A 13035-nucleotide genomic window follows, 5' to 3' on the forward strand; every position below is an offset into this window, starting at 1 on the left:
CGCCTCCACGGCGTATAACTGACTTCTTCCCTTAATGTAAAACCTTTTTTCTATTGTTTCGTTTTTCATCGATGAGGGCAATCGTCCCGTTCTCTACACCAAGCTCTTGTAGCCATCTGCGATAAGCAATAGTTAAGGCATCTGATTTAAGATGCATTTCCGCTTGTAAATCTAATGGTAGGAGTTCAGGCTTTTGGCTTTCTACGATATCCAAATCCTGAGCAAAGATTAAATCTTGAAATTCTACAAAAGATGCATCTGGTTGATCTAAATCATAGTTTCTTGTTAAAAGCATAAAGGCTTTAGTTTTTTCATGATCTTCTTGATTTACACAAACGAGAATCGTTAATTCGTCCTCTGATTCTTTTGATGTTTTTGTAAACCGTGCAGTAGTTGGATTTAAAATCTCATAAACATAGTCAGTATAACCGCCCTTTGAACGTCCATCAGGATTAGGTTGATATACTGGTATTTTACTCGTAATAAATCGATTGTCTTCAAAAGAAACGGTATAATTATCAACTTCAGCATGGTCTTCGTCTCCAAGCATGCCGCCATGAACGAACATAAGGTGAGACACATCTAAGAAGTTTTCAATAATTCGAGGCGCGTTTGCATTTACATCATATGGCCCGCAGATGACTGTCTTATATTCCTCACGACTATAATCAAGGTAAGGAATCATCGGAGCAGGCTCTTCACCTAAGCATACCCATATCAAACCATACTGTTCTTGGCAATGGTACACTGTAGCCTTAGCCTTGCTAGGAATTGCCTTCCCGCATGGTAACGCAGGAATTTTTGTACAATCGCCATGGCTGTTATATTCCCATGCGTGATAAGGACAAACAATATTCCCATCTTTTACTTTTCCAAGAGACAGCGCTGCCCCGCGGTGAATGCATAAATCTTTAAATGCATGCACTCCTTCTTCGTTACGGAAGACAACGACGCGTTCACCTAGTACAAAAACCTGCTTTGGCGCATCTTCCACTTCATTTGCAATACATACAGGATGCCATTCATTCCATAGATAATCTTGACGCATCTTCAATTCCCCCACTAATTTAAATTTGTCTGTACCTCGTTTGATTCCTTATGATCTTCTATACTTTCCGGCAAGATTAAATTTAATAACAATGCAGTAACTGCACCAACAGCAGTGCCTGATGCAACAAAATATGTCGCTAGGTCTGGTAGCTGAGCCAATATATCTGCTGGCATTAATACTGCAAACAAAGCAGCCATAATAGAAACACCTATTACTAACATATTTCTTTCTGTAAACGGCACTTCTTTTATCACTTTAAATCCATTCATCATAATTACTACACAAAGAATGGCAAAAATACTATTGACTACAACAGATGGAATGCATGCAATACAGTTCATTAATTTTGGCATCATCCCAAGCACGATTAAGATGGCACCACCTACTAGGATCGGTTTTCGGCTTTTAATGCCTGTAATCGCAATAATGCCGGCATTCGAAGAATAACCAGTGACAGGAGTACCTCCGAGGAAGGAGCCCAAAAAACATCCCAATCCTTCGCCCAATGCCCCACCGTTTAGTCGCTTGTCATCTAGCTTGTCACCCGTAATATTGCTAACTGTAAACCAAGTACCGGTTGTTTCAATCATGACGATCAAATAGATGGCCAACATAATAAGGATGGCGTTGATATTAAACGTGGGCATTCCGAATGCAAAGAGAGTTGGCAACTGAAACCACGACGCTTTCTCTACAGAAGAAAAGTCAATCAATCCATAAAAGGATGCAACAAGAGAGCCGCTGGCAAGCGCTAAAATAACGGAAATTACTTTGATAAAGCGAAGTTTTGTTTTTGACTTTTCGCCAATATACATACAGAAAATTAGAACAGCAGCTGTTACAATCGCTACAATCATATTTGAGCTTAAACTGCCCTGCGCAGTATAAATCGAATGAATGGCACTAGGCATTAACGAAATACCGACAATAACAATAACCGTGCCAGCTACTAAAGGAGGAATAAACCTTCTTACTGCCTTACTGAACAGCTGCAGCGGATAACCTAGCAAGCCTATCAGCAAAGCACCAGGTATTAAACTTCCAATCATTGTACCGATTCCCGAGGTTGTCCCAATGGCAGCAAGCGCGCTGATCGGAACGAATGAGGGCCCTTGCATGACAGGAAGCTTCATTGCAAGCCCTGCTTGAATTAATGTCGCCAGTCCACATGCAATAAATGTCATTTGAATTAATAGCGCACTATCATTTACTGAAAAAGAAAGCATGCCAGCTAGGATCATCGGCGGAATAAAAAGGTCCATTGCCATTACTTGTTGTAAGCCGAGAAGAAGCATTTGAGCAGCAGCGCCTCCCCTTTTCCGGTCCACAATTACTCTTTTTGTTCTCCCTGTTTCTAATTCTCTCGTTATACTTCCCATCATCAATCCTCCTGTAATAAATCAACACATATAATTCATCAAAATAAAAAACTCGGATTACATACCTCTACCTTCGTAGAAAGCCATGTAATCCGAGTTCAAAAAAATGAGAATTCGAAAGAGAAGATAAACGTCCCTATAGACGATTTATCTTTTCAAAGCTTTCCATAGCCAGTTTATTTACGGTAAACAGGTAGAAACTTGTGAGCCATATTCTCACGATTATATGAAAAACAACTTATATAATTTTATGGGCTAAGTATAGCACTCACCCTATGAATTGCAAGTATATTTTTTAATAAGTTTTTAGTCAGCAATGTCTTAAAATAACTCAAACCTGCACCATATAAGGACTTAACCTATCAAAACAAACTTTCGCTTTTTTCTAATAGTATTTAACTAACTAATCATTTATAATCAAAATATAAACAAAAAGACGAATTTTATGGAGGTATATATGGATAAATATACGTATATTTTCAAAGGAACTGCTTTTACAAGTGAAACAAATAAAAAAGTAGCCATCTTAAAAGACCATCTCTTCTGCATTAATGAAAACGGCTTGATTGAGGATATTTTCAATTCTACACACGATGAGTATTCTAGGTTGATAGATGCCTATCAAGATAATGACAATTTCCACACATTAGCGGCAGGGCAATATATCTTACCTGGTTTTGTTGACCTGCATGTTCACGCACCGCAATGGGCACAATCAGGAACAGCCCTTGATTTACCTCTATATGATTGGCTCCATACGTATACTTTCCCACTCGAAGCAAAGTTTGCTGATCTAGAATTTGCAGAGCTTGTTTATGATGATTTAGTTACAACATTGCTTAAGAACGGAACAACAACAGCTCTTTACTTCGCTACTATCCATAAAGAAGCAAGCTTATTACTCGCGACAATATGTGCAAAAAAGGGACAACGCGGATTAGTAGGTAAAGTAGTGATGGACGATCCAACACAAAATCCCGATTTTTACCGAGATCAAGATGCCAAAACGGCATTAGCTGATACAGAAGAATTTATTCTTGAAGTCAATCATCTTTCAAAGGAAACCAAGCAAGGCGTGTACCCTGTGGTGACCCCTCGATTTATCCCAAGCTGTACAGATGAAGTACTGACAGAATTGGGAAAATTAGCCGAAAAATATGATACCTATATCCAATCGCATTGCAGTGAAAGTGATTGGGCACACAATTATGTACAAGAACGTTTTTCAAAACATGATGCCTTTGCACTCAATGATTTTGGATTACTAAAAGATAAATCAGTGATGGCACATTGTAATTTCTTAGACGATGAAGACGCCTCACTATTCGCAAAAACAGGAACGGCCATTAGCCACTGTCCCTTATCCAATGCCTATTTTGCCAATAGCGTATTGCCTGTAGCACATCTGCAAGAAAAAGGAGTGGATATTGGCTTAGGAACAGATATCTCTGCTGGCGCTACGCCAAGCATATATGCCAATGCCATTCAATCAATTATTTCATCACGGATGCTAGAAGATGGTGTAAACCCTTCTATACCAGCCAGTGAGCGGGGCGTACCTCATTCTCGCTTAACCATCGATGAAGCCTTTTATCTAGCAACAGCCGGCGGAGGCGAAAGCTTAAGTTTACCTATTGGGAAAATCGAAAAAAATTACTCGTGGGATATTCAAATTATTGATACTACTATGTCATCTGCAAGAATACCCATCTTTTTACCAGATGAGCAACTATATGATATTTTTCAAAAAATTATGTATCATACACGCCCAGAACATATCCAAGAGGTGTGGGTACAGGGAGATAAAGTTCAATTTTAATCAACAAAAAGCACAGACCATTTACGCTGGTCTGTGCTCTATTGACTTATTTCCAAAAGCCATCTTGCTCTAATTTCTTTTTACCTTTAAATGCAAACAAGATTGCAATGATATTGATAACTAACATCGCTAGTAAAGCGTATAAAACAACTGTGTAGCTTCCTGTAAAATCATACACATAGCCATATACAGGAAGAGCGACAATAGAAGAGATTGCTAGTCCTAAAGAGGCTGTTGAATAAATTTGGCTATACTCTTTATTACCAAATAGACTTGCTGTCAGCGCAGGCCCTAATGTACCGATTGATGATGAAATCACGCCAAATAACCCTACAGCTAAAGTAATGATCCCAGCATTTGACTCTGTAAATACAAGCAAGCAAATAGATATTAAACCAACAGCCATTGCAAGAAGTGCTGTATTTTTTGAACCTATACGGTCAGTCAAGAAGCCTATGATTAATGATCCAATTAATACACCGATCATTAAGGTCCCCATAATGTTACCTGCAAACGAAACACTGAATCCTTTATTCATCAAGTATGTTGGAATATGCATAGAAAAACTTGCAATAGACGTTACAAGGAAGAAGAAAATAAGCAATGCATAAAAAGCAGAAGATTTTTTTGCTATTGCAAATGTAACACCTTTTTCTTCAGTATTGATTGCTGACCCATTATCAGTTGCAGCTGCTTCATCCATCCCATATGGAAGAAGACCCTTCGCTTGTGGAGATTTTTTAATCAAAAGCAAGACAACTGGTATAATGATCACCATTGCTGCAATACCAACAATAACATAAGATGATCTCCATCCATGGCTAGAAATCAATTTACCAACGATTGGTTGAGAAATAGCCCCTAATAAACCACCAGCAGCACCTAAAATACCAAGAGCCAAGCCACTGTTCTTTTTAAACCATTGATTGATCAGCACTGGTCCTGCAATAACTGTGATAAAAACGCCCCCAACAGCTAATGGAATGGCCATAATATACCATCCCCATACAGAACTCATAAAACTAAATAGAACATAAGATCCCGCTTGTAAAATAATGCCTACAATTAAAACTGAGCGAATATCATATTTCGCCAAAATTTTTCCGCCTATTGGTAGGAAGATCAACGTCACAATAGCAGAGACACTGAAATACAAGCTTAAGCTACCTAAGCCTACACCAAGATCTTTAGTAATCGGCGTTAAAAATAAGCTTGCAGAGTTACTCAAACTTCCTTTACCGATACCAACAATGATACAAAGCGCTAGCAAGGTCCACCACGCGTAATGTATTTTTTTCTTTTCCATAATTCGTTACTTCCTTTCTGCTTTCGTATTTATTACCAACAATAAGCAATTCAAAGTAACAATTGATAAGTGTATGTAGAAACCGATAATTTTATTGAAATAACTAAAATTTGTATGTTCTAAATTTTAGTTATCTAAATATTAGGAGACTAAATATTTACCGCTACTTCACCTAATAGAAAAGTAAATAGCGGTTTATGGACACTCAATTATTCTTTTTTCATGCTTGGCTTTTCAAAAAAATTACTTAGAATTCTAAATAAATCACCAGTAAACAATAGCAGACTTAATCTAAAAGCGCAATACCTTTCTTTTAAATTTTGTGATAAAATATTGTTTTTTTAAGTAATTATCCGTCCAATTAATTACAATAATGTTATATAGAGCGATTAATTTAATGTGCGAATATATTCTCACACAACGTATAATTTACATATAATAAAGGTTTTTCTTTTCCTATAAACGGTTAAAGTATTAAAAACAGGAGGGATCCATTATGCATCCAGTTGTACTTTTTGATGGCGAATGTAATTTTTGCGATTCAAGTGTACAGTTCATTATCAAACATGACCCTAAAGGACGTTTTTATTTTTCTTCATTACAGGGGGACACGGGAGAGAAAATGCGGGAGAAATATCAGATACCTTCTTCCATTGACAGCATCGTACTCATAGAGGATGACAAAGTTTACTATAAATCAACAGCAGCACTCAGAATATGCAAGGGCCTCTCAGGCTTTTGGAAGATATTTTATTTCTTTGTTGCCGTACCACTACCATTGCGAAATGCTGTATATGACATCATTGCGAAAAACCGCTATAAATGGTTTGGCAAAAAGGAAAGCTGTATGCTTCCATCGCCAAATATCCGAAAAAGATTCATATAAAAAAAGAGCGAAAAGAAAGCCTTTTCGCTCTTTTTTTCTTTTTATACTGGTAGATCTTATACCTCAAACTTCTGTAAAAGTGGTATAACGCCATAAATGATTTGCCGTTTGCGGAGCCATCATTTCAAGGCCCTTATTATCCGTTTGATGTACTGTGTGCCATTCTTTTTCATCATGTTCTTTCATATACACTTCATGGCATGGTGCTTGGTCATGGCTACCTATAAAATCTACTGTCCCATTGCGATAAAATGTCCCAAACAATCTATAATTAATGGCAGGAGAAGCTACAAGCGGATTACCTACTTCATGATACAGCTCAAACCGTACGAAATCCTCGTTCTTGATGACTTCTTGCATTTCTATTCCTTCATCAGAGGCCCGCTCTTCCTTTAAAAAATGCTTATCCTCATCATATGCCTTGGTAATGCCGGCTGTTTTCTTCAGCACTGTTGCTTCTTCAGCTTCTGCATCATAGGTAATTTCTGTCCGAGTACGATAGCTATTTGCTTCCGGATCGTAATGACGATTGTCTCCTTTAAAAAAACGTTCAGAGGAGGCTATATTTGGGTTTCCGATCCACTCTTCCTTTAAAAATGTGGTGTAGCGCACCAACCAATTTTTATCCTTTTTCTCTTGCCTGTTTGCTTCGGGTCTTAAAAGAAGATGTTCTGCTGGTCCTATCTTTTTTCTCAGCGTAAATTCTTCTTTTGCTGTTTGTTCTTTCGAGGTATCATTTTTTGCTATTCCTAATACACCAGCTATTGCAGAATTGGTCTTGCTGCTTCCTTGTTCTGACAAGAGAAGCGGCCTTTTCGCCTTGATTTGGTAATTAAATTCTTTACTTGTGCTTGGTATTTTTTCTTTAAAGTTGCATGTTTTTGTTTTACCAATCAATTGTTGATCTCGATATATAAAGTATTCCTCAATTCCATCAATAGCTTCCCATTTAAACTGAATGTCTTCTTCTGAAATAACAGTTGTGATAACTAAATCCTTCAAAATATTATTCTCTGATTTTTGATCAACAGCTGTAGCCGTTTGAACACCGTACTTTTTAGAAATCCCCTTTTCTTCCTCAGTAAATTCCACATAATACTGATATAACGTACCTGGAACCAAACCTTTGTCAGTGTATTCACTTTTATCACCTTTATAAAGCAACTTTCCATCTCTATAGATTGTATAAAGCCCTTGTGCTTCCTTAAGTAAAAAAGTAATTGAATCCTTGGAATGTCGAATAGTGCCGAAAGCAAATCCGTCATCTTTCTGCGGAGCTTTTTCTATTTTTTTTAAGATAATTTTTTCAGCGGTTCGAGCGATTACAAAAGTCCCCAGAAGAATACCTGCTGTCTTGATTGGATTTCTTTTCACTTTTTCCAGCAACGATGAAGATAGCATTTGATCACCTCAGTATTTTTTTATGCTATACCCTTTTTTTGGTTTTTGCTATCAACATTTTGCTTAGGTGTTAAAAACAGTTGATCAAAAGAAGAAAAACAAACCAAATAAAAAAACAAAAAATATTTTAAAATGGTCCCATTTTTCACCGTCTTTTCACTATTGAAGGATAAGGTATAGAGGCAACAAAAAATAAATGATATTTGGAGGAACACTTATGAACAAAAAGAAACTAGTTGGATATGTAATGTCAGGTGCCCTGTCAGTTGGAGTATTAAGTGGAATTGGCTCTAACGTATATGCAAAGACGATGTCAAATTCCTCTGATAGTAGTAATACGACTCAAGAACAAATACAAAAGATTAAAGCAGAACTAAAAAGCAAATTGGCGAAACTCGGCGTGTCATTACCAGAACCTAATTTTAAAAACTCTATGTTAGCTAATTTAGATGACGCCACTAAAAAGAAGGCTCAAGCTATTCTAGATAAAGAAAAAAACGGTTCTCTTTCTCACGAAGAAGCTCAAAAACAGCTTAAAGCTTTAGGCATAAACTTCCCTGAACATCCTGGTAAAGGTAAGTTTGAAGCTCCTTTGGATAATTTAGATGCTGCTACTAAAAAGAAAGCTCTTGCTATTCTAGATAAAGAAAAAGATGGCTCCCTTTCTCACGAAGAAGCTCAAAAACAGCTTAAAGCTTTAGGCATAAACTTCCCTGAACATCCTGGTAAAGGTAAGTTTGAATCTCTTTTGGATAATTTGGATGCCGCTACTAAAAAGAAAGCTCTTGCTATTCTAGATAAAGAAAAAGATGGCTCCCTTTCTCACGAAGAGGCTCAAAAGCAGCTTAAAGCTTTTGGCGTAAACTTCCCTGAACATCCTGGTAAAGGCAAGTTTGAAGCTTCTTTGGATAATTTAGATGCTGCTACTAAGAAGAAGGCTCAAGCTATTCTAGATAAAGAAAAAAACGGTTCTCTTTCTCACGAAGAAGCTCAAAAACAGCTTAAAGCTTTAGGCGTTAACTTCCCTGAACATCCTGGTAAAGGTAAGTTTGAAGCTCCTCTAGACAACTTAGATGCTGCTACTAAGAAGAAGGCTCAAGCTATTCTAGATAAAGAAAAAAACGGTTCTCTTTCTCACGAAGAGGCTCAAAAACAGCTTAAAGCTTTAGGCGTAAACTTCCCTGAACATCCTGGTAAAGGTAAGTTCGAAGCTCCTCTAGACAACTTAGATGCTGCTACTAAAAAGAAAGCTCTTGCTATTCTAGATAAAGAAAAAGATGGCTCCCTTTCTCACGAAGAGGCTCAAAAGCAGCTTAAAGCTTTAGGTGTCAATTTTCCTGATCACCCGAAAAAAAGAGGAAATAAAGAATTAGAAAAGAGCTTGGATAAGTTAGATGAAAAGACGAAACAAAAAGCACAAAAACTAATTGATCAAGCCCAAGAAGAAATACAAAAGCTTGATTCAAAACGCTAATTATCACATTCCGAAGATATTTGAGGGCTCGTACCACTACAACTTAGTTGTGGTGGTACGAGTTTTTTTAAAGAATTCTTTTCTACCGTAAAAGAAAGAAGTACTATAAGAAAAAAGACATTACACTATGGAAATGGGGTGTGCCAGATTTGAATATTCTTTTAGCTGAAGATGATTTGCAGCTTGGCGAATTAACTAGCTTTATGTTGAAAAAGAAAGGTGGCTATAAAGTAGATTGGGTCAAGGAAGGCGAAGATGCTTACGTATATGCCACCACCTCCTATTATGATCTCATTATTTTAGATTGGATGATGCCCAATGGGGATGGAATTTCGATTTGCCAAAAGCTAAGAAGTGATGGATATACCGGTGCAATTTTAATGCTTACAGCTAAGGATACAGTCAAAGATCGAATTAATGGTTTGGATGCCGGGGCTGATGATTACCTTATAAAGCCGTTTGAAATTGATGAACTTTTAGCACGTTTAAGGGCACTTTCTCGGCGCATTTTTGCCCCACTTATAGAAGATAAAATATGGATACAGGACCTTCTGTTGAATCGAACAAACCAGACGATCGTTAAAGGTAAAAAAAATATACAACTAAGCCCGAGAGAATTTCAACTACTTGATTTACTAGTTCAAAATAAAGGGCAGGTGCTAACACGAGATATCATATTAGAACGTGTATGGGGTTTTGATGCAGAGGTTTCGATGAAAACGATAGATGCAACTGTAAAATTGCTACGAAAAAAATTAGAAATGGTTGATCAATATGATTTGCTTAAGAGCATAAGAGGAGTTGGCTATACACTTGAAAATTGCTAAACTACCATTCTCCCGCTTATTCCGTAAAAGAAATATATTTGAACAGACTCAATTTCGTTTAACTGCATTATACAGTGGATTGCTTATGCTCTTCCTCCTTCTCTTTACAGCTGTTGTCTACTTTTTGTTGTATACAACCATTTTTAAGAATCAAGAACGTAATCTCCAAGGAAGCTTGAATCATGAAGCTAGAAATATCGAATCCTATCTTCAATCACACAACAATAAAGGGCAGTTGCGCTTTAAATATCAAGATTCTCTTATGAATGATGCAGATCAATTTTTTTATTACATTATGGATAATTCAGGAGAGTTAGTACTAGGTAATGAAGTCATACCTAGTATGCGTGATAACTTACTTAAAACTCTTACTAAAAAACAAGAGAATCAAGAAAATATGTACCAAGAAACAGTTCAGGCAGAGTTTCCAAAAAGGGGTCAGTTTACCGATAATAAAGATGCCTTTCAACCAATCAAAACAACAAACAACATCCGCTTACTCATTGCTAAACACTCTATTAACTACCATGGTGAAACGATCGGCACCTTATATATTGGCAAAGATATCTCAGTTGTACACCAGATATTCAAATGGCTCTTAATCATATTATTAGGATTAGTTCTACTCTTTTCAGTGATTGCCCTTATTATTAGCCACTATATGTCGAAAAAAGCTATGATTCCAATAACGTATGCCTTTTCAAGACAACAAGAGTTCACTGCAGATGCTTCGCATGAGTTGCGTACGCCCTTAAGTGTGATGCTATCATCTATCAACGCTTTAGAATTAGTTATAGATTTAGAAGAAGAGTCCTACGAAAAAAAGATTATTTTAGGAATGAAGAAAGAAGTAAAAAGAATGACTGGATTGGTGAGTGATTTACTAACACTGGCACGTTCGGGCAGTGATGCTATTGAACTTAAAAAAGAAACATTTGATCTTCAACCTATTGTCGAAGAAGTCATAAACTCTGTTTGTCCACTTGCGGAAGCTAAGGAAGTCAACCTTCATTATGACACGCCTAATCAATTAATCCTTACAGGAGATCCCCAAAGATTAACCCAACTTCTTTATATTTTATTGGATAATGCGATTAAGTATAATCGAAGTGGTGGAGAGACAAGTCTTTCCCTCTCCATAAGTGATAAAGAGCTGTGTATGACAGTGAAAGATACAGGCATAGGGATTGATCCAGCTAATTATAACCGGATTTTTGAGCGCTTCTATCGCGCAGACCAGGCTCGCTCTCGTGAACTCGGTGGTTATGGCCTCGGCCTCTCCATTGCCAAGTGGATTGTGCAGTCTCATGACGGCACAATTCAAGTGAAAAGTGAACTAGATAAAGGAAGCAAGTTTATTGTTCGTCTACCTATTCAGTAGGTTAATATAATAATAAAGGAGTTGATGATAAAAAAATCACCAACTCCTTTTTCATTAAAATGGATTTGTTGCAATAAAGCTAGCTGTTTTAATGTACATGCGTGAATTTAATTTCAATTGACTTACAATGAATTCAGCAAGATCTTCAGCCTGAATAAATTTAGATTCGTCATTGTCTTTAATCAAGCTTAGATCAAGCGCCAAATCTGTCGCTACTGTACTTGGGGTTAAAGCAGATACACGAATATTATTACGGCGTACTTCTTGTGCAAGCGATTCTGTGAAACCAATCACAGCAAATTTGGATGCACTATATGCACTTGATGTTGCTGCGCCGCCCAAGCCGCTTGTAGAAGAAATATTGATAATGTCTCCGCCATTTTTCTCAATTAATTGTGGCAATACAGCACGAGTTACATAATATGTGCCCATTAAATTAGTATCAATGATGCGTTTCCATTCTTCTGGATCCATTTCTAGAACACTCGCGAATGTTGCAACACCTGCACTGTTAATCAAAATGTCTGCTTGTCCTAATTGATTTGTCAAAGCTTCAACAGCCTCTTCAACCTGCTGTTTATTGGCTACATCAGCAACTGCATAAGCTGCTTTTACACCTATGCTTTCAATTTCTTTTACTACTTCTTTTAAAGTCTCTTCTGTTCTGGCAAGCAATCCTACATTTACGCCTTCCTTAGCTAAAGCGATAGCTGTTGCTTTGCCGATGCCGCGAGCACCACCCGTAATAAATGCTATTTTGCCTTTTAATGATTGTGTCATCATACCAGCTCCTTGTTACAATATTTTTTAAGTATACTATGTCCTAAAGATTCTGGCTAAAAGGATGCTTATGTTTAGTTTTAAGACTATTAAATAACCATAATATGGACGTTTATAAAAACGTTCCTTTGGCAATGGTTACTTATGTTTGGACTAAAAGATCTTTTGTCTCTTGTCATCTCAGCCTTTATTATCTTGCCTGTAGTCTTGTTAATTAGAGAATCCGGATATCTTATTGTCAGCTGGTTATTTGGGGTTATAAATCCAAGAGTAACCATTGGTACTGGTCCCCGGATCTTTAAAATTGGCATGATTGATATTCGTAAATATTATCATTTGTATAGCTGGTTTTCCTATGATGGGATCAAACGGAAGAGCAACTTTGCATATGTCTGCATCTATGCAGGCCCTATTATAGCCAATCTAACTGTAGCTTTTTTGATTAATTTTTCTGTAGCACATGGATGGGGAGAGGAGTATAAGACTTTTTTAGATCGATTTGTTTTTTACGCTATTTATTATGTAATGTTCGATATCATTCCAATGATCACCACTAACTCTAAGCCCAATAATGGAATGATTATCTATGAAATGCTCCGCTATGGGAAACGGGTTGACTTTAATAATGAAGCATTTCTTCCATCTACTTCAGAAGTAGAAAAGGAATACCAAGAGTATATAGAACAATTAGAGGAAAGAAAAAAGGAAAGAATAGAAAAATAGTATAACTA

General features: G+C 37.0%; 11 protein-coding genes and 1 riboswitch. Of the genes, 6 read left to right on the forward strand and 5 right to left on the reverse strand.

The genetic code is table 11. The features are described 5' to 3' along the window. Window positions 1-31 precede the first annotated feature (31 nt). Both AC6CHJ_RS13970 and AC6CHJ_RS13975 read right to left on the reverse strand, forming a co-directional pair. On the reverse strand, window positions 32-1048 hold the full coding sequence (locus AC6CHJ_RS13970) for an aromatic ring-hydroxylating dioxygenase subunit alpha (RefSeq protein ID WP_147197478.1): 1017 nt from the start codon (window positions 1046-1048) through the stop codon (window positions 32-34). Between the two features lie 14 nt (window positions 1049-1062). Beyond that, complete coding sequence (locus AC6CHJ_RS13975) at window positions 1063-2433, reverse strand: nucleobase:cation symporter-2 family protein (protein WP_066791052.1); 1371 nt, start codon at window positions 2431-2433, stop codon at window positions 1063-1065. A gap of 145 nt (window positions 2434-2578) precedes the next feature. After that, a riboswitch (purine riboswitch) is annotated at window positions 2579-2680 on the reverse strand. A 207-nt stretch (window positions 2681-2887) separates the two neighbouring features. On the opposite strand from AC6CHJ_RS13975, the gene guaD reads away from it, so the two are divergent. After that, on the forward strand, window positions 2888-4249 hold the full coding sequence (guaD, locus tag AC6CHJ_RS13980) for a guanine deaminase (RefSeq protein ID WP_392996995.1): 1362 nt from the start codon (window positions 2888-2890) through the stop codon (window positions 4247-4249). A gap of 46 nt (window positions 4250-4295) precedes the next feature. Here guaD and AC6CHJ_RS13985 read toward each other — a convergent pair whose 3' ends face one another. Beyond that, window positions 4296-5555: an MFS transporter gene (locus AC6CHJ_RS13985; RefSeq protein WP_249775076.1), complete on the reverse strand. Its 1260-nt coding sequence runs from the start codon at window positions 5553-5555 to the stop codon at window positions 4296-4298. A gap of 496 nt (window positions 5556-6051) precedes the next feature. Here AC6CHJ_RS13985 and AC6CHJ_RS13990 point away from each other — a divergent pair, with 496 nt between their 5' ends. Then, window positions 6052-6441, forward strand: a complete 390-nt coding sequence (locus tag AC6CHJ_RS13990) for a thiol-disulfide oxidoreductase DCC family protein (RefSeq protein WP_147197486.1) — start codon at window positions 6052-6054, stop codon at window positions 6439-6441. Between the two features lie 63 nt (window positions 6442-6504). Here the strand turns inward: AC6CHJ_RS13990 and AC6CHJ_RS13995 are convergent, their stop codons facing one another. After that, the gene (locus AC6CHJ_RS13995; RefSeq protein ID WP_147197488.1) at window positions 6505-7842 is read right to left on the reverse strand and encodes a DUF3238 domain-containing protein; all 1338 of its coding nucleotides are present in this window, start codon (window positions 7840-7842) and stop codon (window positions 6505-6507) included. Window positions 7843-8059: 217 nt separating this feature from the next. On the opposite strand from AC6CHJ_RS13995, the gene AC6CHJ_RS14000 reads away from it, so the two are divergent. The 3 genes from AC6CHJ_RS14000 (at window position 8060) to AC6CHJ_RS14010 (ending at window position 11524) form a co-directional block, all read left to right on the forward strand. Then, window positions 8060-9316 carry an EF-hand domain-containing protein gene (locus AC6CHJ_RS14000; RefSeq protein ID WP_498289031.1) on the forward strand — a complete coding sequence of 419 codons (1257 nt, stop codon included), beginning with the start codon at window positions 8060-8062 and terminating at the stop codon, window positions 9314-9316. A gap of 149 nt (window positions 9317-9465) precedes the next feature. Next, window positions 9466-10143 (forward strand): response regulator transcription factor, encoded by a 678-nt coding sequence (locus AC6CHJ_RS14005; RefSeq protein WP_498289033.1) that lies wholly within the window; start codon window positions 9466-9468, stop codon window positions 10141-10143. Continuing rightward, complete coding sequence (locus AC6CHJ_RS14010) at window positions 10130-11524, forward strand: sensor histidine kinase (protein ID WP_498289035.1); 1395 nt, start codon at window positions 10130-10132, stop codon at window positions 11522-11524. The genes AC6CHJ_RS14005 and AC6CHJ_RS14010 overlap by 14 nt, the downstream gene beginning before the upstream one ends. Before the next feature lie 54 nt (window positions 11525-11578). Here AC6CHJ_RS14010 and AC6CHJ_RS14015 read toward each other — a convergent pair whose 3' ends face one another. Then, window positions 11579-12304 (reverse strand): 3-ketoacyl-ACP reductase, encoded by a 726-nt coding sequence (locus AC6CHJ_RS14015; RefSeq protein ID WP_147197500.1) that lies wholly within the window; start codon window positions 12302-12304, stop codon window positions 11579-11581. 144 nt (window positions 12305-12448) lie between these two features. Between AC6CHJ_RS14015 and AC6CHJ_RS14020 the strand changes: the two genes are divergently transcribed. Further along, complete coding sequence (locus AC6CHJ_RS14020) at window positions 12449-13027, forward strand: hypothetical protein (RefSeq protein WP_147197502.1); 579 nt, start codon at window positions 12449-12451, stop codon at window positions 13025-13027. Window positions 13028-13035 lie beyond the last annotated feature (8 nt).

It is taken from the genome of Rummeliibacillus sp. GQ308, assembly GCF_059759115.1.